This is a genomic window from Pseudomonas sp. 2hn (assembly GCF_019646095.1).
Taxonomy (GTDB): domain Bacteria; phylum Pseudomonadota; class Gammaproteobacteria; order Pseudomonadales; family Pseudomonadaceae; genus Aquipseudomonas; species Aquipseudomonas peradeniyensis.
Window position 1 is genome coordinate 5,197,501 of record NZ_CP081016.1, and the last position, 21,710, is coordinate 5,219,210.

The 21,710-nt window shown below is 65.6% G+C and carries 20 protein-coding genes; 7 read left to right on the forward strand and 13 right to left on the reverse strand.

Features of this window, described 5'->3' with window-relative positions; genetic code table 11:
• Positions 1-119 precede the first annotated feature (119 nt).
• The 3 genes from gabP to K2O50_RS23480 all read right to left on the reverse strand — a co-directional run bounded on the left by gabP (position 120) and on the right by K2O50_RS23480 (position 4,482).
• On the reverse strand, positions 120-1,514 hold the full coding sequence (gabP, locus tag K2O50_RS23470; protein WP_050707012.1) for a GABA permease: 1,395 nt from the start codon (positions 1,512-1,514) through the stop codon (positions 120-122).
• Positions 1,515-1,866: 352 nt separating this feature from the next.
• A complete protein-coding gene (locus tag K2O50_RS23475; protein ID WP_050707013.1) occupies positions 1,867-2,883 on the reverse strand; it encodes a magnesium transporter CorA family protein in 1,017 nt (338 codons plus the stop codon).
• Between the two features lie 12 nt (positions 2,884-2,895).
• On the reverse strand, positions 2,896-4,482 hold the full coding sequence (locus tag K2O50_RS23480; protein ID WP_082337823.1) for a RimK family protein: 1,587 nt from the start codon (positions 4,480-4,482) through the stop codon (positions 2,896-2,898).
• Between the two features lie 92 nt (positions 4,483-4,574).
• Here K2O50_RS23480 and K2O50_RS23485 point away from each other — a divergent pair, with 92 nt between their 5' ends.
• Positions 4,575-5,672, forward strand: coding sequence for a peptidase C39 family protein (locus K2O50_RS23485; protein WP_050707014.1), 1,098 nt, complete (start codon positions 4,575-4,577; stop codon positions 5,670-5,672).
• Positions 5,673-5,861: 189 nt separating this feature from the next.
• On the opposite strand, the gene gudD is transcribed toward K2O50_RS23485, so the two are convergent.
• Both gudD and K2O50_RS23495 read right to left on the reverse strand, forming a co-directional pair.
• Complete coding sequence (gudD, locus tag K2O50_RS23490; RefSeq protein ID WP_050707015.1) at positions 5,862-7,217, reverse strand: glucarate dehydratase; 1,356 nt, start codon at positions 7,215-7,217, stop codon at positions 5,862-5,864.
• Between the two features lie 17 nt (positions 7,218-7,234).
• Positions 7,235-8,563 carry an MFS transporter gene (locus tag K2O50_RS23495; RefSeq protein WP_050707016.1) on the reverse strand — a complete coding sequence of 443 codons (1,329 nt, stop codon included), beginning with the start codon at positions 8,561-8,563 and terminating at the stop codon, positions 7,235-7,237.
• Positions 8,564-8,879: 316 nt separating this feature from the next.
• On the opposite strand from K2O50_RS23495, the gene K2O50_RS23500 reads away from it, so the two are divergent.
• Positions 8,880-9,551 (forward strand): FadR/GntR family transcriptional regulator, encoded by a 672-nt coding sequence (locus tag K2O50_RS23500; RefSeq protein ID WP_050707017.1) that lies wholly within the window; start codon positions 8,880-8,882, stop codon positions 9,549-9,551.
• Between the two features lie 92 nt (positions 9,552-9,643).
• Positions 9,644-10,537 carry a GNAT family N-acetyltransferase gene (locus K2O50_RS23505; RefSeq protein WP_162232983.1) on the forward strand — a complete coding sequence of 298 codons (894 nt, stop codon included), beginning with the start codon at positions 9,644-9,646 and terminating at the stop codon, positions 10,535-10,537.
• Positions 10,538-10,562: 25 nt separating this feature from the next.
• Here the strand turns inward: K2O50_RS23505 and K2O50_RS23510 are convergent, their stop codons facing one another.
• From K2O50_RS23510 to K2O50_RS23525, 4 genes are all read right to left on the reverse strand, one after another.
• Positions 10,563-11,573 (reverse strand): NAD(P)-dependent alcohol dehydrogenase, encoded by a 1,011-nt coding sequence (locus tag K2O50_RS23510; RefSeq protein WP_050707019.1) that lies wholly within the window; start codon positions 11,571-11,573, stop codon positions 10,563-10,565.
• 223 nt (positions 11,574-11,796) lie between these two features.
• Complete coding sequence (locus K2O50_RS23515) at positions 11,797-12,387, reverse strand: HAD family hydrolase (protein ID WP_050707020.1); 591 nt, start codon at positions 12,385-12,387, stop codon at positions 11,797-11,799.
• Complete coding sequence (gene tesB / locus K2O50_RS23520; protein ID WP_050707021.1) at positions 12,384-13,253, reverse strand: acyl-CoA thioesterase II; 870 nt, start codon at positions 13,251-13,253, stop codon at positions 12,384-12,386. The genes K2O50_RS23515 and tesB overlap by 4 nt, the downstream gene beginning before the upstream one ends.
• Positions 13,254-13,344: 91 nt before the next feature.
• Positions 13,345-13,914 (reverse strand): GNAT family N-acetyltransferase, encoded by a 570-nt coding sequence (locus K2O50_RS23525; protein WP_050707022.1) that lies wholly within the window; start codon positions 13,912-13,914, stop codon positions 13,345-13,347.
• A gap of 166 nt (positions 13,915-14,080) precedes the next feature.
• Between K2O50_RS23525 and K2O50_RS23530 the strand changes: the two genes are divergently transcribed.
• The 3 genes from K2O50_RS23530 (at position 14,081) to K2O50_RS23540 (ending at position 17,235) form a co-directional block, all read left to right on the forward strand.
• Positions 14,081-14,767 (forward strand): histidine phosphatase family protein, encoded by a 687-nt coding sequence (locus K2O50_RS23530; protein ID WP_050707023.1) that lies wholly within the window; start codon positions 14,081-14,083, stop codon positions 14,765-14,767.
• A 162-nt stretch (positions 14,768-14,929) separates the two neighbouring features.
• A complete protein-coding gene (locus K2O50_RS23535) occupies positions 14,930-15,844 on the forward strand; it encodes a histone deacetylase (protein WP_050707024.1) in 915 nt (304 codons plus the stop codon).
• 149 nt (positions 15,845-15,993) lie between these two features.
• Positions 15,994-17,235, forward strand: coding sequence for a TIGR03862 family flavoprotein (locus K2O50_RS23540; RefSeq protein ID WP_220689945.1), 1,242 nt, complete (start codon positions 15,994-15,996; stop codon positions 17,233-17,235).
• 149 nt (positions 17,236-17,384) lie between these two features.
• Here the strand turns inward: K2O50_RS23540 and K2O50_RS23545 are convergent, their stop codons facing one another.
• Both K2O50_RS23545 and yedA read right to left on the reverse strand, forming a co-directional pair.
• On the reverse strand, positions 17,385-18,710 hold the full coding sequence (locus tag K2O50_RS23545; protein WP_050707027.1) for a DEAD/DEAH box helicase: 1,326 nt from the start codon (positions 18,708-18,710) through the stop codon (positions 17,385-17,387).
• Positions 18,711-18,774: 64 nt separating this feature from the next.
• Positions 18,775-19,695 (reverse strand): drug/metabolite exporter YedA, encoded by a 921-nt coding sequence (gene yedA / locus K2O50_RS23550; RefSeq protein WP_050707028.1) that lies wholly within the window; start codon positions 19,693-19,695, stop codon positions 18,775-18,777.
• Positions 19,696-19,848: 153 nt separating this feature from the next.
• Between yedA and K2O50_RS23555 the strand changes: the two genes are divergently transcribed.
• Complete coding sequence (locus tag K2O50_RS23555) at positions 19,849-20,307, forward strand: Lrp/AsnC family transcriptional regulator (protein WP_050707029.1); 459 nt, start codon at positions 19,849-19,851, stop codon at positions 20,305-20,307.
• Positions 20,308-20,346: 39 nt separating this feature from the next.
• Here K2O50_RS23555 and K2O50_RS23560 read toward each other — a convergent pair whose 3' ends face one another.
• Both K2O50_RS23560 and K2O50_RS23565 read right to left on the reverse strand, forming a co-directional pair.
• Entirely contained in the window at positions 20,347-20,826 is a 480-nt protein-coding gene (locus tag K2O50_RS23560) for an NYN domain-containing protein (RefSeq protein WP_050707030.1), read from the reverse strand.
• Between the two features lie 108 nt (positions 20,827-20,934).
• A complete protein-coding gene (locus tag K2O50_RS23565; protein WP_050707031.1) occupies positions 20,935-21,663 on the reverse strand; it encodes a DUF2076 domain-containing protein in 729 nt (242 codons plus the stop codon).
• Positions 21,664-21,710: the final 47 nt, after the last annotated feature.

Here is a 21,710-nt window from a genome sequence, read left to right on the forward strand (position 1 = left end):
AGATCGAGCGCCGCCCGCGCGGCGCATCGCGGCACAAGGCCGCTCCTACATCTGTTTCGGGCCAATCCCTCCTGGTCCGTCTTGTTGGTTCGACGCGGTTTCGGCGTGGGCGCCACTGGTTATCCTGCCGAACGCACCTCTACTGCCCTGCGGGAATGGCCGCGCGTGGTGACGATCCCCAGGAACGAGATCACGATCGCCAGGCTCAGGGTGGCAGTCACCTCAGCGCGGTGCTCCTCGGTGAACATCATCACGGCCAGGGCGCCACTGATGAACAGGATCACTGCCCAGGTCAGCCAGGGGAACAGCCACATGCGGAACTTGAGGTTGGCGTTCTCGCGCTCCAGCCGCCCACGCATGCGCAGTTGCGAAATGGCGATCACCAGGTACACCAGCAGGGCGATGGCCCCGGAACTGGCCAGCAGGAACTCGAACACGCCCTTGGGCGCGAAGTAGTTGAGGATGGCGATGGCCGCGCCGATCAGGGTGCTGCCGAACACCGCGGCGCGCGGGACACCCACCTTGGAAGTGTTCTTCAGCAAGGCCGGCGCATCACCCCGCTTGGCCAGCGAGTACATCATCCGCGAGGCGATATAGATAGAAGAGTTCATGCAGCTGGTTACCGCGATCAGCACCACGAAGTCGACCATCAGCGCCGCGTTGGGGATGTTCATGATTTCCAGCGCGCGCTGGTAGGAACCCACCACCGCCAACTGCGGGTCATTCCACGGCACCACCGAGATGATCACGAAGATCGACAATATATAGAAGGTGCTGATGCGCCAGATCACCGAGCGGGTGGCCTTGGCGATATTGCGCGCCGGGTCGCTGGACTCGGAGGCGGCGATGGTCACTGCCTCGGTGCCGATGAAGCTGAACATCACGGTGATGAAGGCGCCGACCACCGCGGACCAGCCCTTGGGCGCGAAGCCGCCGTGCTCGTCCACCAGCGTGCTCAGCCCACTGACCTCGCGCTCCGGCAACCAGCCCGCCAGCGCGGCGAAGCCCAGGCCGATGAAGCCGAGAATGGCGGTGACCTTGAGAATGGCGAACCAGAACTCGAATTCACCGTACTTGGCCACGCTGAACAGGTTGGTGCAGGCCAGCAGCAGTACCGAGGCCAGGGCGAAGATCCAGCTGTCCACCTGGGGGAACCAGGCGTTGAGCACGTGCCCGGCAGCCAGTGCCTCGATGGGGATCACCAGCACCCAGAACCACCAGTACAGCCAGCCGATGGTGTAGCCGGCCCAGCGGCCGATGGCCTGGTCGGCGTAGGTGGAGAACGAGCCGGTGTCGGGGTGGGCCACGGCCATTTCGCCGAGCATGCGCATGACCAGCACCACCAAGGTGCCGGCCACGAAATAGGAGAGGATGGTGGCCGGACCGGCCGCCGAGATGGCGTGCCCGGAGCCGACGAAGAGCCCCGCGCCGATGATGCCGGCAATGGACAGCATCGTTACGTGACGTGGCTTGAAACCTTGAGCAAGGTTGCCATCAGTTCCCACGGTGTTCATTGGTCTTGTTCTCTTTTTGCTGACACAAGGAAGGGACGGGCAGGCGCGGGCGAAACGGTCTCCTCGGCTAAGGGTGGAGTACGTTGCGCACGCTCTGTTACGGCCTTCTCAAGCGCCCGGGCAACGCACCGTGGGGATGCGGGCTTCACTTTAAGCCGGGCGCGGCGCGAGCAAAATGCTCGAAAACGTCAGACAACTGTTCGATCACGACACCGCGTACCCATGCACGTCAGTCAAGCCCCTCGGCATGCCTGTTTGCGTCAGTCGCGGTCACGCAGGTAGTCCCAGTAGAAGTTCACCACCGCGAACACCACGATCACCGTGACGATCATCAGGCCGATCTGCAGGTTGCTCATGGCGTTCTCCAATTGGCGATACCAGGGAATGAGGGGCTCGGCCGCGCAACGGGGCGCTCGGTTTGCGCAGGGGTCACGACAGGACGACGCCCACGGGCCAGGCGCTTGAGCGCCAGCACCATGAACACGCCCAACAGCATCATCGCCAGCACCAGCAAGGCATACGCCAGCCACCACGGCACGCCCGCGGTCATCATGCTGAACTCGGACATGCCGCCAATACTGGCGATCAGGTTCAGCGGCAGGAACACCACGTTGATCAGGGTGAGCTTGCGCAGGGTCTCGTTCATCGCGTTGTTGGCCAGGTTGCCACGGGCGTCCATCAAGCCGGCGAACACCGTCGAGTAGATCTCGGCCTGCTTGTGGCACTGGTTGTTCTCGATGACCAGGTCGTCGATCAGCGCCAGCACCTCGGGGTTGAAATGACGCTTCTCGCCATGGGCGCGCAGGCGCGAGAGCACCGCGCCATTGCTGTGGATGGCGTTGATGTAGTGGATCAGGCTCTCGCTGAGGTTGAACATCTGCATCAGGTGGTGGTTCTCCAGCGACTGCTCGAAGCGTTGCTGCAGTTCGCGGGCAACCATCTTGATCACCTTCAGGTGTCCCAGGTAGTGGTGCAGGTTGTCCAGCAGGATGGCCAACAACACATCCATCGGATCGTGCAGCGCATGGCGCTGCCCGAGGCCGTCGAGCAGGGAGGCGTCCGGGGCGATCAGCACCAGGTGGCCGTCGACCATCAGCATGCCGAACGAAGACACCTGGAAGGCGAAGCTGTCTCCCCCGGTGTAGCTCTCCGGGCGCTTCCAGATCAGGAACAGGCCATCGCGGTGCAGTTCGATGCGCGACACCTCGTCCGGGTCCAGCGCCGAAGCCAGGGCGTGGGCATCCAGGTGGAACCACGCCTGCAACAGTTCACGCTCGGCACTGTCCGGTTCGACGAACAGCAGCACCTCGCAATCGAGCCCCTCGCGCTTGCGCAACTGACCATGGGCCAGGCTGTAGCTTTCGATCATGCCAGCACCTCGTTACCAGGCTTGCCCCCGGCGCTTCTGCTCCAGGCGGCGGATGAATTCCTCCAGCACCAGGGTGTAGAGGTCGTCGTGCAGGTAGGCGTCTTCGATGCCGGCATCGAGGTTGGGGTTGTCGTTGACCTCGATCACCACCACCCGATCACCGACCTGCTTGAGGTCGACGCCGTACAGGCCATCGCCGATCAGGTTGGCGGCCTTCACCGCCAGCTCCACCACCGCACGCGGCGCCTCGTGCACGGCCAGGGTGCGGCACTCGCCGTTGACCTCGTCGCGCTGGGCCTGGTGGTTGAAGATTTGCCAGTGGCCCTTGGACATGAAGTACTGGCAGGCGAAGATCGGCTTGCGGTTGAGCACGCCGATACGCCAGTCGTATTCGGTGTAGAGGTATTCCTGGGCCAGCAGCAGCACCGAGTGCTCGAACAGTTCGGCAGTGGCGGCCTGGAGTTCGGCGGGGTCCTTGACCTTGATCACGCCCCGGGAGAAACAGCCGTCGGGAATCTTCAGCACCAGCGGAAAGCCCAGCCGCTCGCCGATGCCTTCCAGCGCCTGGGGGTTGTCGCGGTAGAGGATCTCGCTGGCCGGCATGGCCAGGCGATGGCTGCGCAGCAGGTCGGTCAGGTAGACCTTGTTGGTGCAGCGCAGGATCGAAGCCGGGTCGTCCATCACCACCAGCCCTTCGCTCTCGGCCTTCTTGGCGAAGCGATAGGTGTGGTTGTCGACGCTGGTGGTCTCGCGGATCAACAGCGCGTCGTATTCGGCCAGGCGGGCGTAGTCCTTCTTGCCGATCAGCTCGACGTCGACCCCCAGTTGGCGACCGGCACGAATGAAGTGCTCCAGCGCCTTGGGGTTGGATGGCGGCAACGCCTCATCGGGGTCGTGGAGGATCGCCAGGTCGTAACGCGCCACCCGCCGCGAGCGAGGCTGGCGCCAGATCCGGCGGCTGAAGCCATCGAGGGCGTTGGCGAAGGGGTCCTGCTGGTCTTCACGCAACTTGTGCAGCGCGCCGGCCTTGACCCCGGCGATATGCCAGGCGCTGGTCTTGCGGAACTCCACCAGCAGGATCGGGCACGGGAAACTTTCGAACAGCTGGCGGGCGATGTCCTGCAGCGGTTCCAGATCGGTACGGCCGAAATACAGGGTCAGGGTGAACCCTTCGGTTTCGCCGTAGGGGTGATTGGCCAGGGCACTCTCGAGGCTGCGCGCCATGTCGTCGAGGGCCAATCCGTATAACGACTTGCGGGTCAACTCACTGATACTTCTGACCGAGGGAATGACTTTATGCCCGCGCGCCTCGGCCAATAACGAACAATAATAACCGTGACCTAGATATTTATAATTACGACATAGATTTATGACCTGGACACGCTTGCCGTTATCGGCCTCGCGTGGCTCTTCCAGGTACTCCTGGGCCGTCACGACATCCTCGCTGGGCAGGTAAGAAGCCCAGTCTTCACGCCGCTCCACGATGATCACCAGCTGACTTGACTTGTTATCCAGGGTCAGTGGATAAATAACACCAGTTGTACTTGAGTGTGAACTTTCCCCGGGCCGGCCAGGTAAGGGTTCCTGAAACGATGACATGTTTGAAGCCCTGTGTTGGGTAGACACGGTTTCTATTAAGCACGAAGTTTTTCGAATGTCCCGTTTCATTACGCAACTTTTACGGCGGCCCTATGCACATCGAATTTCGCCTGGCAACTGTTGACGACCTGCCGGCCCTGCTGGCGCTGGAGAACCAGTGCTTCGCCCTCGACCGGCTGACCCCGCGCAGCTTTCGCTGGATGCTGTCCCACGCCAATGCCAGCCTGCTGGTGGCGCAACGCGACGGCCAGCTGATGGGCTATGCATTGCTGCTGTTCCACCGCGGCACCTCGCTGGCCCGGCTGTATTCCATCGCCATTGCCGAACAGGCGCGTGGCCATGGCCTTGGCGCCCGTCTGCTGGAACAGGCCGAGCGCTGCGCCCTGGAGCACGAGCGCGCCTACCTGCGGCTTGAGGTGCGCACCGACAATCCCAAGGCCATTGCCCTGTACGAACGCCATGGCTACCGGCGCTTCGCCCAGGTCGACGACTACTACGAGGACCACACCAGCGCCCTGCGTTACGAGAAGCGCATCCTCCAGCACCCGGCGGGCGAGACGCGACCGGTCCCCTACTACGCCCAGACCACCGACTTCACCTGCGGCCCGGCCTGCCTGCTGATGGCCATGGCCGCGCTGCAACCGCAGCGCCCGCCGAGCCGTCGCGAGGAACTGCGCCTGTGGCGCGAGGCGACCACTGTGTTCATGACCTCCGGCCACGGCGGCTGCAGCCCTCACGGGCTGGCGCTGGCCGCCTGGCGCCGGGGGTTTCGCGTGCAACTACGGCTCAATACCGAGGGGCCGCTGTTTCTCGATGGCGTGCGCCAGCCCGGCAAGAAGGAGGTCATGCGCCTGGTCCATGAGGACTTCTGCGCCGAGCTGCAGGAAAGCGACGTGGTCATCGCCCGGCAGGCGCCGAATCTGCCCCGGGTGCTGGCCGAAGGCGGCCTGGCGCTGGTGCTGATCAGCAACTACCGGTTGACCGGCAGCAAGGCGCCGCACTGGGTGCTGGTCACCGCCTGCGACGACGACTTCGTCTACCTGCACGACCCCGACACCGACCACGCTCGCCACCGCCAGGCCCTGGACTGCCAGCACCTGCCGGTCAGCCACCAGGAGTTCCAGCGCATGAGCCTGTTCGGCGGGCGCAAGTTGCGGGCGGCGGTGGTGGTGTACGCAAAGGCGGCGTAAACGAAAAAAGCCCCGGCGGGCCGGGGCGGTGCTGCACGGGCGTCTGCCTACGCCCGACCGGAAACACCGGTGGCAGCAGGAAATGTTTGCAGGGTCCCTACCGGCCCTATCGCGGGGCAAGCCCGCTCCCACGCCACGCATTGCTCGTGAGAGCGGGCTTGCCCCGCGACAAGGCCGGTACGTGTTCGATCAGCGCACCAGGCACGGCCGCTTGTTATCGAAAGTCCACCCCGGGATCAGGTACTGCATGGCCACGCTGTCATCCCGAGCCCCCAGTCCCATGTTGCGATAGCACTCATGGGCCTTGGCCAACTGGTCCTCGTCCAGTTCGACTCCGAGCCCCGGACGCTCCGGCACACGCACATGGCCATCGATGATGCGCAGCGGTTCGCGGGTCAGGCGCTGGCCGTCCTGCCAGATCCAGTGGGTGTCGATTGCGGTGATCTCGCCGGGCGCAGCTGCCGCCACCTGGGTGAACATCGCCAGTGAGATGTCGAAGTGATTGTTCGAATGCGAGCCCCAGGTCAGTCCCCAGTCATGGCACATCTGCGCCACCCGCACCGATCCCTGCAAGGTCCAGAAATGCGGGTCGGCCAGAGGGATGTCCACCGCCTGGGACTGGATCGCATGGCCCATCTGCCGCCAGTCGGTGGCGATCATGTTGGTGGCGGTGGGCAGGCCAGTGGCGCGACGGAACTCGGCCATGACCTCACGCCCGGAATAGCCGTTCTCGGCACCGCATGGGTCCTCGGCATAGGCCAGCACGGCGTGCTTGTCGCGGCACAGGGCGATGGCCTCCTTGAGTGACCAGGCGCCATTGGGATCAAGGGTGATGCGCGCCTCGGGGAAGCGCTCGGCCAGCGCCGTGACCGCCTCCATCTCCTCCTCGCCGCGCAGCACGCCGCCCTTGAGCTTGAAGTCGTTGAAGCCATAGCGGGCCTGGGCCGCCTCGGCCAGGCGCACCACTGTTTCCGGGGTCAGGGCCTGCTCATGGCGCAGCCTGAACCAGGCGTCGTCGGCATCGGCCTCGTTGCGATACGCAAGGTCAGTACGCCGACGATCACCGATGTAGAACAGGTACCCCAGCATCTTGACCGCCTCGCGCTGCTGGCCTTCGCCCAACAGGGCGGCCATGGGCACGCCCAGGTGCTGCCCAAGCAGGTCGAGCAGGGCCGACTCGATGGCGGTGACGGCGTGCACGGTGATGCGCAGATCGAAGGTCTGCAACCCGCGGCCACCCGCATCACGGTTGGCAAAAACCTGGCGCATGGCGTTGAGCACGCGCTGGTAGTGCCCGATAGGCTGGCCGACCACCAGGGCGCGGGCATCCTCGAGGGTCTGGCGGATCTTCTCGCCGCCGGGCACCTCGCCCAGCCCGGTGTTGCCGGCGCTGTCGCGCAGCACCACGACATTGCGGGTGAAGAACGGGCCATGGGCGCCACTGAGGTTGAGCAGCATGCTGTCGTGTCCGGCCACCGGAATCACCCGCAGGTCGGTGACCACTGGCGTGCCGAGGTGAGCCTGGGGGGTTGTCTGCATGTTCATGGAGATCTCTCTCGGGGTCAGTTGGCCGAAGCGGCCTTGAGGTCAGGGGAAGCCGCGCCCTTGGGACGCATGCGCACGAAGAACACGGCAATGGCGGCCAGCACAGAGGTCACCGCCAGGCCGTACAGGCCGCCCTGGATCGAGCCGGTCTGTTGCTCGAGCAAACCGAAGGTGGTCGGCGCGACAAAGCCGCCGAGGTTGCCCACCGAGTTGATCAGGGCGATGACCGCCGCGGCGATGCGTGCATCCAGGTAGCCTTGGGGGATCGGCCAGAACAGTGACGAGGCGGCCTTGAAGCCGATGGCGGCGAAGCACACCGCGACGAAGGCGAACACCGGACCACCGGTGGTGGACATGAACATGCCGCAAGCCGCCACCAGCAGTGCCGCAGCGACCCAGGCCTGCTGGAACTTCCAGCGCTTGGCACAGGCGGCGAAGGCGTACATGGCGATGATCGAGATCAGCCAGGGGATCGAGTTGAAAAAGCCAACCTGCAGATCACTCAAATCGCCCATGCGCTTGATGATGCTCGGCAGCCAGAAGGTCGCGGCGTAGATGGTCAGCTGGATGCAGAAGTAGATCAGGCAGAACAGCACGATCTGGCGGTCCTTGAGCAGGCGCCAGGCCGAGACCTTGGTCATGCCGCCGGCCTCGCGTTCGCGTTGCTCCAAGTCGATGGCGGCCACCAGCGCGTCTTGCTCTTCGCGGCTCAGCCATTTGGCGTCATGGGGCTTGGAGTCGAGCCAGAAGAACACGAAGAAGCACAGCAAAACCGAGGCCATGCCTTCGATGAACAGCATCCATTGCCAACCGTGCATCCCCATGCCCTGGATCTGCATCAGCGCCCCGGCCAGAGGCCCGGAGATCAGCGAGGCGAAGGCCGAGCCGCTGAGGAAGATGGCGATGGCCTTGCCACGCTCGGCGGCCGGCAGCCAGCGGGTGAAGTAGTAGATCACCCCGGGGAAGAACCCGGCCTCTGCCACTCCAAGCAGAAAACGCAGCACGTAGAACTGGGTTTCGGTCTGCACGAAAGCCATGGCCGTGGCCACCAGCCCCCAGGTAAACATGATGCGGGTCAGCCACAGGCGCGCGCCGACCCGCTGCAGGAGCATGTTCGACGGCACTTCGAACAGCGCATAGCCGATGAAGAACAGGCCGGCGCCGAAGCCGTAGGCCGCCGCGCTGATGCCCAGGTCGCTTTCCAGGTGCGGGCGGACGAAGCCGATGTTGACGCGGTCCAGGTAGTTGACGATGAACATGATGACGAACAGCGGCAGGACATGGCGCTTGACCTTGGCCACGGCGCTGGCGAGCGCGTGCGCAGACGGATCTGGGGTGTCGTTCATGGGGGCTCCCACTCATTGTTTTTATTGGGGGGCTGGTGGTGGACAGCGAGTTGTCTGACCTCCAGGTGAGAGAAAGCATATTCCCGAGGAAGTTGTACGACAACGGCATTTTTTCAGATAAATCGCAAAATACAAGCTATTTAATGGATAAGATCGGTTAAATATCCAAAAATTAGAACACTGACGCTGACAATAGGTAGCCAATTTCCAGATCAAAAAAATCTTTGCGCCCAACTTGTCATACAAGTAGATTGACGATGCTCATGCAGCCTCCATGGCAATCGCCAGGCAAGCTCACATCACCTGAGAACCTCTGATGTCCCGCGCCCACGACCTGGTCTCCCGCCTGACCCAGCAGATCCTCCTCGGCACCTACGCACCGGGCGACCGACTTCCCTCGGAAAACACCCTGGTGCGCGACCACGCCATCAGCCGCACCGTGGTCCGCGAGGCACTATCGAAACTTCAGGCCTCGGGCCTGGTGGAAACACGCCACGGCATCGGCACCTTCGTCATCGAGCGCCAGGCCCAGTCCGGGCTGCGGGTGGGTCCGGAAAGCGCGGCCAGCGTGCGCGACCTGCTGGAGTTGCGCCTCGGCCTGGAAGGCCAGGCCGCCGCCCTCGCCGCCCTGCGTCGCGACGAGCGCCAGCTGGCGCAGATGCGCCAGGCGCTGGACGACTACCAGGACCTGGCCGCCGCCGGTGATAGCTGCATCGAAGCCGACCGGCGCTTTCACTTGCTGATCGCCGAGGCCACCGGCAACCTGTATTTCGGCGAGATGATGGCGCACCTGGGGACGGCGCTGATTCCCCGCAATCGTATCGCCCAGGCCGAACGCGCCGGGGCCAGGCTGGCCAGGCACGCGTACCTGGCGAACCTGGAGCACGAGGCGATCCTCAACGCCATCCGCCGGCAGGACCCGGACGCGGCGCGGGCAGCCATGTGCCTGCATCTGTCCAACAGCCGGGATCGGCTGGTGCCGGAGTGAAGACCGCGCCGCGTCCGGGTACAAACCCTTACAACTTTTCATCCACGCTGCGGTTAACGTTCACCCTCACTTCACGGACAGGTATGGACGCCATGGCCCCCCTCCTCGACGACCCCGCACTCACGCAGGTCGAGCACTACCGCGACGACCCGCACCTGCGCGCCGAACTCAACACCCTCACCCGCCAGACCTACGGCTTCGACTTCGAAGCCTGGTACCAGGCCGGCTTCTGGCAAGCCGACAACCAGCCGTGCTCGCTGGTTCGCGACGGGAAGATGCTGGCCAACGCCTCGGCCAACCTGCTCGACTTCACCCTGGATGGCCAGCCCCTGCGTTGCGTCCAGATCGGTACGGTAATGACCGCGCCCGAAGCACAGGGACGTGGCTACAGCCGTTACCTGATGGAGGTGCTGGTGGAGCGCTGGGCAGGTAACTGCGACCTGCTGTACCTGTTCGCCAACAGCACGGTGCTGGATCTCTATCCCAGGTTCGGTTTTCGCCGAGTGGTCGAACACGAGTACTACCAGCCCTGGTCGGCGCAACCACGGGCCACGACCTTCCACCTGGTGAACCTGGATGATGGCGATCAACGCCAACGCTTCATCGATGCGGTGGAAAAGAGTTGTCCACAGGCGCGATTGAGCCTGATGCCGAATGTGCCGCTGACGATGTTCTATTGCGATGGGCCATACCGGGAGGCCGTGTTCCATTCCTCAGCGCACGAGGCCTATGTGGTGATGGAACAGGATGGCGAGCGGATGGTGCTGGTGGACGTGTTCTGCGAACGCGAACTGGCGCTGGCCGATGTGCTGGCCGAGCTGGTCACCTCAACCACGCGGGAGGTGGTGCTGGGGTTCGCGCCGCTGAACTGCGAAGGCTTCGCGGCGCGTGTTGTGGATAACGATGATGCGCTGTTCGTCTGGGGAGCGGCACCTACCCGTGTCGATGGGCAGGTGCTGATGTTTCCATTGCTCTCGCATACCTGAGTCGCGGGGCAAGCCTGCTCCCACGTCACCAGGTCAGGCAGATCTTGCCGAAATGCTTGTTGCTCTCCTGGTACTTGAAGGCCTCGACCATCTGCTCCAGCTCGAAATGCTTGTCCACCACCGGCCGCAGGCCATTGGCGTCGATGGCGCGGACCATCGCCTGCTGCTGGGCGCGGCTGCCCACCAGCACGCCCTGCAGGCGGATCTGCCGCACCAGTGCCTGCACCAGCGGCAGCTGCCCGGCCACGCCGGTGAGGATGCCGATCAGCGACACATGCCCACCGATGCGCGCGGCGATCATCGACTGCTCCAGCGTGGCCGGGCCACCGACTTCGATCACATGGTCCACGCCGCGTCCGTCGGTCAGCGCACGGACCTTTTCGCCCCAGACGGGCGTGGTCTTGTAGTTGATCAGGTGATCTGCGCCAAGCGCCTTGAGACGCTCCAGCTTGGCATCGCTGGACGAGGTGGCGATCACCGTGGCGCCGGCCAGCTTGGCGAATTGCAGGGCGAAGATCGACACGCCACCGGTGCCCTGCACCAGCACGCTGTCGCCAGGTTTGAGGTGGTCATCGCTCATCAGGGCGCGCCAGGCGGTGAGGCCGGCGGTGGTCAGGGTCGCCGACTCGGCATGGCTGTAGCCCTTGGGCGCGAAGGTGAAAGAGGTGGCCCGGGCGGTTACCTGTTCACGGGCATAGCCGTCGATGCCGTCACCCGGCACGCTGGCAAAGCCCTCGGCCTGGGCCTGCCCATCGAGCCAGTCGGGGAAGAAGGTGCTGACCACCGTATCACCGACCTGGAACTCGCTGACCCCGGCGCCCACCGCAATCACCTCGCCAGCGCCGTCGGCCATGGGGATGCGCCGCTCGCTCGGCCCCCACATGCCGCTGACCACGGCGAAATCGTGATAGTTGAGGGAACTGGCGTGCAGGCGCACGGTGATCTCGCCGGCCTTGGGCGCGGCGGTTTCGCAGGTGCCGGCCTGGACCTTGTCGTAGCCGCCGCCGGGCAGGACGTAGAGGGCCTTGGTGGTCATGGGTGGGTCTCCATCGTGGGAAAAGGTGCAGTGCAGCTTAGACAGGTCTGGGTGATCGCGGGGGCAAGCCATCGCCAAGGTGACACCATTCCCCTGTAGGAGCGGCCTTGTGTCGCGAAAGGGCTGCGAAGCAGCCCCGGCTTGATGTTAGAGCCAAGATAGCTGGGGCCGCTGCGCGGCCCTTTCGCGGCACAAGGCCGCTCCTACAGTGGATCGTGGGCCGTCAGCCGAGCAACGCCCTCAACGCCCAGCAATCGGCCGCATGCCAGTCGGCCAGATGCGGCCATGGGTTGTCCGGCAGGTTGACCAATACGGTGCGGGTGCCTGCGGCCCGGCCACAGTCGAGGTCGAAGCGGTAGTCACCGACCATCACCATTTCAGCTGGGCTCACGTCCCAGGCCCGGGCGATCTGCAGCAGCCCGTCAGGGCTGGGCTTGGGCGCCGCCTCGTCGCGCCCGAGGATGTGCTCGACCGGGAAGCAGTCGGCCAGGCCGATGGCCTCGAGGGTGACATGGGCCAGTTCGCGGGCATTGCGGGTGAGGATGGCCAGCCGGCAGTCACGCCCGGCCAGCTCACGCACCAGCTCCACCGCGCCGTCCGCGGCCTTCGAGGCAATCGCCAGGTCGCGCTCGTGTTCCAGCAGCCAGGCATGCTTGGCCGCCGCTTCCGCCGCCGGCAAGGCAGCCAGGTGGGTGAGGATGTCGTGGTCGGACGGAATGTCGAGCGCCTCGCGGATGGCCGCGAAGTCATGCACGGCGACCGTCAGGGTGCCATCCATGTCGAACACCCAGTGGCGAATGTCCCCCAGGTTCATGCCCAGTCCTTGCGATGGCGGATCAGGCCTTCCTGGGTGGACGAGGCCACCAGCTGCCCGGCGCGGTTGAAGATGCTGCCACGGCAGAAGCCGCGGGCATTGCCGGCCCAGGGGCTGTCGGTGGCGTACAGCAGCCACTCGTCGGCGCGCAGGTCACGGTGGAACCACAGCGAATGGTCGAGGCTGGCGATCTGCATGTCCTTGCGCCACACCGACTTGCCATGGGGCAGCAAGGATGTGGTCAGCAGGCCGAAGTCCGAGGCATAGGCCAGCAGGTACTTGTGCAGCGCCGGGATGTCCGGGAGGTTGCCATCGGCGCGGAACCAGGCGTACTTGATTGGCTCGCCCGGCTTGGGGTCGAACGGATCACGCTCGGTGATCGGGCGGATCTCGATGGGCTTGGCGCACAGCACCTTTTCGCGGATGCGCTCGGGCAGCTTGTCGGCCATGGCACTGGCCAGCTCGACTTCGCTGGGCAGGTTTTCCGGGCCGACCACGTCCGGCATCTGCGCCTGGTGCTCGAAACCATCCTCGTCGTACTGAAACGAGGCGCTGCAGGTGAAGATCGGCTGGCCCTTCTGGATCGCCGTGACCCGCCGGGTGCTGAAGCTGCCGCCGTCGCGCACGCGGTCCACCGAATAGACCACCGGCATGCTGGCATCGCCCGGGCGCAGGAAGTACCCGTGCAGCGAATGCACGTGGCGGGCGTCCTCGACCGTCTGGCTGGCCGCCGACAGCGACTGGCCGAGCACCTGGCCACCGTACAGCTGGCGGAAGCCCAGGTCCTGGCTGCGTCCGCGGAACAGGTTCTCCTCGATGGACTCGAGGCTCAGCAAGTCGACCAGATCGTCGAGTACGTGGCTCATGGGGTTCTCCTGGCAAGGCAATACGGCGCGGTTATACCGGCGAATGATACAGGGTTTTGCCGTTCGTCCCGTCGTACGAATGGCGACCTATTCAGCCGCGCAGGTTCTGTTGCCAACGCTCGCGGTCGATGCGGTACAGCACATGGGGGCGCAGCGGGTCGCCGACGGGCAGGCGCGGGTGCTCGAAGCTGCCCGCCAGGTCCTGGACCATGCCGATGGCCTGCATCACCTTCTGCGACGGCAGGTTGGCCTCGGTGGTGAACGACACCACCTCGTCCAGGTGCAGCTGGGCGAAGGCACAGCGCAGGCAGGCCCAGGCCGCCTCGCTGGCGAAGCCCAGACCCCAGTGGCGACGGGCCAGGCGCCAGCCGATCTCCACCGCCGGGCCGAACGGGGCGTCGAAGTTGACGTTGAGCAGGCCGGTCATGCCGATGAAGGCGCCGCTGTCCTTGCGCTCCAGGGCCCACAGGCCGAAGCCGTACTCGTTGAAATGGCCACGGATGCGGCCGATCAGCGCCGCCGCCTCGACCCGGGTCATCGGCGCGGGGAAATAGCGCATCACCTGCGGGTCGGCGCACAGGGCGGCGAACTCGCGCAGGTCGTCATCCTGCCATTGGCGCAAGACCAGGCGCGGGCTTTCCAGTTCCAGGAGGGGGGTCATCGGCACGGCTCCGAAATCACGGTCTGGCAGTGTACAGCGTAGGCCGCGCGCATCGGCCAGCCGATGCTTTTTTCACATCGGCTTCACCGCCCCCCGACAGACCGCTTCGCACAATGCCGACACTACCGCGGCCTTCGTCGACGCCGCATTGCCATCGGAGTGACGCATGCACCCCAGCAACACCCTGCACAACCCGGCCCTGCTGGCCCCCCGCAAACGCCGCCGCTCGCGCACCACGATCAGCGCTGCCATCGGCCTGCTCCTGGCACTGGTCGGGGCCAGCACCTGGCTAGCGACGAGGACGCACATCGTGAACCTTGGCAACGAGCAACAGTTGAGCGACAGCGGCCTGCTGCAGGACTGGAAGGAAGGCGCGGTGATCGTGATGATTCGCCATGCCGAACGCTGCGACAGTGCCCCGGGGCCGTGCCTGGACGATCCGACCGGCATCACCCTGTCCGGCAGCCAGGCGGCGCAACGGGTCGGCCAGGGCCTGCAGCAACTGGGGCTGGCCGGCGCCGACCTGCTCAGCAGCCCGAAGCTGCGCACCCGCCAGACCGCGCACTTCATCCTCGGCCAGGCCGTGACCAGTGAAGACTGGCTGGAGCGCTGCGACCACCCGTTCCCGGCCGAGGCCATGGCCCGCAAGCGGCCCGGGCACAACCTGGTGCTGGTGACCCACAACGGTTGCATCGATCACTTCGCCCGCCAGCAGCATGTACCGGGCGGCGAGCGCGAGAGCGGTTATGCCAGCGCGCTGTTCGTGTCGGTGGATGGCAACGGCAAGGCGCGAATCCTTGGACGGATGAACGAACCGGACTGGCAAAGGGTACTGGCCTCGGCCGACAAGTGATCGGCTATCGGCAATTCGCCAGCCCCTGTGGGAGCGGGTTTACCCGCGAAGCAGCCAGCGCGGTCTCTGGCACCCGCTACGCGGGTGATCGCGGGTGAACCCGCTCCCACAGAAGCCACCAAAGCTGGCAAGATCGGTGCTCGCCCCTACCGCGCCGACACCATGCCCCTGCCGCTGATCTACCACGACGACTACAGCCCCGAGTTCCCACCGGACCATCGTTTCCCGATGGACAAGTTCCGCCTGTTGCGCGATCACCTGGTGGACAGCGGCCTGACCACCGACGCCGCCCTGCTGCGCCCCGAGATCTGCCCCAACGACATCCTCGCCCTGGCCCATGACCGCGACTACATCGAGCGCTACATGAACGGCGAACTGTCCCGCGAGGACCAGCGCCGCCTCGGCCTGCCCTGGAGCGAAGCCCTGGCCCGGCGCACCGTGCGCGCCGTGGGCGGTTCGCTGCTGACCGCCGAGCAGGCGCTGCAACACGGCATCGCCTGCCACCTGGCCGGCGGCACCCATCACGCCCACTACGATCACCCGGCCGGTTTCTGCATCTTCAACGACCTGGCGGTGATCAGCCGCTACCTGCTGGAGGCCGGTCGCGTGCACCGGGTGCTGATCTTCGACTGCGACGTGCACCAGGGCGATGGCACCGCGCGCATGCTCCACGACACGCCGGAGGCGATCACCGTGTCGCTGCACTGCGAGCAGAACTTCCCGGCACGCAAGGCCCAGAGCGACTGGGACATCCCCCTGCCCCGCGGCATGCACGACGATGCCTACCTCAAGGTGGTCGAAGACGCGCTGAATTACCTGCTGCCGCTGTACCAGCCCGACCTGGTGCTGTACGACGCCGGCGTCGATGTGCACAAGGACGACGCCCTGGGCTACCTGCAACTGACCGACGCAGGCCTGGCCGCCCGCGACGAACACGTGTTGCGCCAGTGCCTGGGCCGCGACATCCCGGTGGTGGGCGTGATCGGCGGCGGCTACAGCAAGGACCGCGAAGCCCTGGCCCGGCGCCACGGCATCCTCCACCACAGCGCGGCGCGGGTGCTCGGTTGTTCACAATGACTGTGGAACCGCTTGTGGATAACCTGCGGGAAAGCCGCTCCAGCCCTTTAACTGCCTGAGCTGCAAAGAGTTGGTCGTTTTTTGAGCAGTGTCGTGGCAGGCCCCGCTGAGGTAGAATGCGCGGTCTTTTCCACAGCCTGTCGCCCGCCATGAACGATCCCCGCCCCGCCTCCCGCCCCCTCGTCGCCGTGATCGGCGGCGGCCCCGCCGGCCTGATGGCCGCCGAGACCCTGGCCCGGCGCGGGATGGCAGTCGAAGTGTTCGACGCCATGCCTTCGGTGGGCCGCAAGTTCCTGCTGGCCGGCGTCGGCGGCATGAACATCACCCATTCCGAGCCCTACCCCGCCTTCATCGGCCGTTACGGCGCACGCCAGGTCGAGGTCGACACGCTGCTGCGCGACTTCGACGGCGAAGCCCTGCGCCAATGGATTCACGCCCTGGGCATCGAAACCTTCGTCGGTACCTCGGGCCGCGTGTTCCCTCGCGACATGAAGGCCGCGCCGCTGCTGCGTGCCTGGCTCAAGCGCCTGCGTGAGTCCGGCGTGGTTATCCACACCCGGCACCGCTGGCTGGGCTGGACAGCCGATGGCGCCCTGCGGATGAGTTATCCACAAGGCGAGTTGCAGGTACGGGCCGATGCCGTGGTACTGGCCCTGGGTGGCGGCAGCTGGGCGCGCCTGGGCTCGGACGGCGCCTGGGTGTCACTGCTGGCCGAACGCGGTGTGGATATCTCTGCGCTGCGGGCGAGCAACTGCGGTTTCGAGGTCGAGGGCTGGAGCGATCTGCTCAAGGACAAGTTCGCCGGCGCCCCGCTGAAGAACATCGCCCTCGGGGTGCCTGGCACCGCCTCGCGCAAGGGCGAATTCATCCTCACCGCCCAAGGGGTGGAGGGTAGCCTGGTGTATGCCTGGTCGGCGGCGCTGCGTGAAGCGATCGACCGCGACGGGCGGGCGACGCTGCTGCTCGACCTGCTGCCGGACCGGCCTGTGGACAAGATTGCCCAGGCCCTTGCCAAGCCCAGGGGCTCACGCTCGATGGCTAAGCACCTGCACGGCCAGCTCGGGATCGACGGGGTGAAGGCGGCCTTGTTGCGCGAGCTGACCGACCAGGCGACCTTTGCCGACCCCGAGCGCCTGGCGGCGGCGATCAAGTCATTGCCGATCGTGCTGGTGAGGACCCGGCCGCTGGATGAGGCGATCAGCAGTGCCGGTGGCGTGCGCTTCGAAGGGTTGGATGAGGGGCTGATGGTGCGCAACCTGCCTGGGGTGTTCTGCGCGGGGGAGATGCTGGATTGGGAGGCACCGACTGGCGGGTACTTGCTGACGGCGTGTTTCGCCAGTGGATTCCGGGCTGGGAGCGCGGCGGCGGATTGGCTGGCGTGGACAGCCTGAACAGGCACTCAATGCACAAAACATGATCCACTGGTTCAAATGTGACTCGTGGGAGCGGGCTTGCCCCGCGATGCGGCGCATGGCACCGGCGTTGCCGGTGATCGCGGGTCAAGCCCGCTCCCACGGAGGGTGCTTCGGCTACAGGCCATTTAACGCTTACGCGGCTTGCCCCCAAAGCTCGGCACCTTGCGCACGGCCTTGACCGCCGGCGCCGAAGTCCCCGCCTCCTCGCTGTCCATCCAGCGCCCCAGGCCACGCTTGGCGCTGTTCTCTTTCGGCTTCTTGGGCTTCTTCGGCTTCTTCAGCACCTGGCCACTGGCGTCGGTCACCGGCACCCGGTGGTCGGGGATGAAGTCCGGCTCCTCGTGGCGCGGCAGCACCTGACGGATCAGCGTCTCGATCGACGCCAGCAGTTGCACCTCGTCGGCGCACACCAGCGAGATCGCCTCGCCCTTGTTGCCCGCGCGACCGGTACGGCCAATACGGTGCACATAGTCCTCGGCGACGATCGGCAGATCGAGGTTGACCACCAGCGGCAGGTCATCGATATCCAGGCCGCGGGCGGCCACATCGGTGGCCACCAGCACCTGGACCTCACGCGCCTTGAAGCTGTCCAGGGCGCGCTGGCGGGTGGCCTGCGGGCGATCGCCGTGGATACCGTCGGCGTTCACGCCCTCGGCCAGCAGACGCTCGACCAGCTGATCCACGCCATTGCGGGTCTTGGCGAACACCAGCACCTGCTTCCAGCGCTGCTTGCGCAGCAGGTGGCAGAACAGGTCGGCCTTGCGCTTCTTGTCCACCGGCACCAGCCATTGCTTGACCGTGTTGGCAGCGGCATTTCGCGGGCTGACCTCGATGCTCAGCGGGTCGTTCAGCGCCAGACCCGCGAGCATACGGATCTGGTCAGAGAAGGTGGCGGAGAACAGCAACGTCTGGCGCTTGCGCGGCAACGCTGCGTACACCGCCTGCAGCTCCTCGGCGAAACCCAGGTCGAGCATGCGGTCGGCTTCGTCGAGCACCAGGGTCTGCACCTGGCCGAACTTGATGGCGTTCTGGCGGAACAGGTCGAGCAGACGGCCCGGGGTGGCCACCAGCAGGTCGACGCCGCGGCGCAGGCGCATCATCTGCGGGTTGATGCTGACGCCACCGTATACCGCGTAGGTGGACAGCGGCAGGTTCTCGGCGTACTCACGCACGTTGGCGTGAACCTGCTCGGCCAGCTCGCGGGTCGGCACCAGCACCAGCGCGCGCACCGAGTTGCTGGCGACCTTCTCCCCTTCCAGCGCCAGGCGCTGCAGCACCGGCAGGGCGAAGCCGGCGGTCTTGCCGGTGCCGGTCTGGGCAGCGGCCATCAGGTCGCGGCCGGCGAGCACCGCAGGGATGGCCTTGGCCTGGACCGGGGTGGGCGTGGTGTAGTCCAGCGTCTGCAAGGTGCGCAGCAGCGGTTCGATCAGGCCGAGTTGGGCGAAATTCATGGCAATACCGTCAGGGGGTTCAGCGAAGGCGGCAAGTTTACCCCAGTGCCACGATGGCCGGTATTTACTTGCATACCCCTTCTTTAAGCGGCACGGGCTGCTCCGGCGACTTGCGCCACTGCGGCAGGCCGATCAGCACCACCGCGCCGATGATCACCGCCATGGCCACGCACTCCTCGGCGCCGATCTGCTCGCCGGCGAAGACGATCCCCAGCAGCACCGCCACCGCAGGATTGACGTAGGCATAGCTGGTGGCTGCCGCCGGGCGCACGTGCTTGAGCAGGTACATGTAGGAACTGAACGCCAGGATCGAGCCGAAGAACACCAGGTAGGCCAGCGCCCCCCAACCGGCAGCGGTGGGCATCTGGGTCAGGCGCTCGCCGCTGACGGCACTGCCGATCAGCAACGCAGCGCCGCCCACCAGCATTTCCGCGGCACTGGCCATCGCCCCCTGGGGCAGCGGCAGGCTCTTGCTCCACACCGATCCGAAGGCCCAGGCCGCCGCGGCGAACAGGATCAGCGCCGCGCCCATGGGGCTGGCCTGCAGGTTCGAACCCATGTTGAGCATGCCGATACCGACCAGCCCGAGGGCGATCCCCGCCCACTCCAGGCGCGAATTGCGATGGCCGAAGAACAGGCCGAACACCAGGGTGAACAGCGGCACCGTGGCCACCGCCAACGCCGCCACGCCCGAGGCGACCCCGGCATGCTCGGCCAGGGTCACCCCACCATTGCCGCAACTGAGCAGCAGGAAACCGATCGCCCCGGCCGCGCGCCACTGGGGCCAGGTAGGCGCCGGCACGCCGCGCCAGCGCAGGAAGCCATACAGCAGGCTGCCGGCAATCACGAACCGCACCCCGGCCATCAGCATCGGCGGCCAGGACTCCACGCCGATGCGAATAAACAGGTAGGTCGAGCCCCAGACCAGGTACAGGGCGAGAAAGGCGCCGACAAGCAACAACGGGAAGCGACGGGAGGAGGACATGGCAAGGGCTCGAAATCCGTTTACGGGTGGATTAGTTTAGAAAGGCCCAGGCGCAAACTTAAGTTACAAAACACGTTTAAAACACCGAAACACTTTGCAAAGCATGGTTATGCAGTGCCTTTCCAATCGATTGCAAAGTCAGCAGGAGTCACCATGGACAAGTACGACCGCATGCTCCTCGCCGCCCTGCTGGAAAATGGCCGGGCCACCTACGCGCAACTGGCGCGCCAGGTCAATCTTTCGGCCCCGGCGGTGGCCGAGCGGGTGGCCAAGCTGGAAGCCAGCGGGGTGATCAGCGGCTACACGGCCAAGGTCGACCTGGAGAAGATCGGCCTGCCGATCCAGTGCGTGATGGAACTGCGCCTGGCCAGTCATGGCAACCAGCAGGCCTACGAGGATTTGGAGAAGATCCCCGAACTCACCGAATGCCATCGGGTGACCGGCGACCCGTGCGTGATCATGCAGGCGGCCGTCACTTCGATGGGTGAACTGGAAGCACTGATCAACCGCGTGTCGCAACTGGGCTTCACCAAGACGTCGATCATCCTGTCGAGCGCGGTGGCGCGACGGGTGCCGCTGGGGCATCTGGAAGGCAATGGCAAGAAAGGCTGAAGCCCTCCCACATCCGCTTCCTGCCCGCAGCATGACAGGTCAGTGGCGCAGCAGCAGCCGGCCCTCGATAGGCACGTAGCGGCTTGCGGCGCGGATCACCGACAACGCGGTCAACCCCGGCACACCGTACACGACGGTTTCCACGCCATGGCGTTGCATCGCCCGCTCCAGCAACAAGTCGAAATCACCGTCGCCCGAGGCCAGCACCACCTGGTCGACCCGCGCCGCCGCCTCGATGACATCAAGGGTGATGCCCACATCCCAGTCGCCCTTGGCCGAGCCATCGGCGCGCTGGATGAAAGGCTTGAGGCGCACGTCGAACCCAAGGTTGCGCAGGATCTGCTGGAACTGCTGCTGCTTGCTGTCACCACGGTCGATGGCATAGGCCACCGCCTCGACGATCTGCCCTTCGCGGCTGACCTCGGCCCACAGCGCGGCGTAGTTGAAATGACAGCCATGACCTTGGCGAACCGTGTAGTAGAGGTTCTGCACATCGGCGAACAGCGCGATTTTCTTCACCTGAAGCCTCTTACTGGCAGTGGCAAACGATCGCGGGGCAAGCCCGCTCCCACCAAAGCCTGGGAGCGGGCTTGCCCCGCGATAGGAAGCAGCAGTATGCCAGAGCCCTCAGACGTAGTCGTCGTCCGAGAAGAAGCCGCCATCGTCACCGCTGTAATCGGCATCGGCATAACCGCCCTGGTCATTGCCCCAGCCACCGTTGTCCGCCACCTGGCGCTGGCTGTCCTGGTCGTTCCAGCCGCCAGCGTCGCTGGCCGGCGCCGGCTCTTCCTTGATCACCTCGACGATTTCTTCAGGCTGCGAATGATGGTTGAACAGGCTGCTGATGCCCTGGGCCAGCAACACGCCACCGGCCACACCCGCGGCGGTCTGCATGGCACCGCCGAGGAAGCTGCTGGCGCCGCTGCGCGCCGGGGCGGGCGCCGCGCCGAAGCCCTGCTGCGGTGGTGGCGGGGCGTAGGCCTGGGGCGCCGGTTCACGCCAGCCTCCCGAGGAAGTCGGCGGCGGCGCGACCGGGCGCTGCGGCTCTGGATGGCGGGCTCCCGCGCCGAAGATGCTGGAGAGGAAACCACCACCACCGCTGGGTCGGCTCGCATCCACTTGCGCGCGCGCCTGGCGCAGCTCGGCCTCGAGCTGCTTGTTCTGCTCGTCCAGGCGCTTGAGCGCCGCCTCCTGGACCAGGATCGCCTGAGCCATGTAGTAAGGCGCCGCCGGCTGCTGGCGCAGGTGCTCCTCGATGCGCGCCTGAGCCTGGGCATCGCGCGGCTGGGCCGGGTCCTCGGCTTGCTTGAGACGGCCGAACAGGCCATCGATCAGGGTTTGTTCTTCAGTGTTCATCGGGGCAACCTCGTGCGCTGAACAGGACATCGGACAGCGTCAAAGAT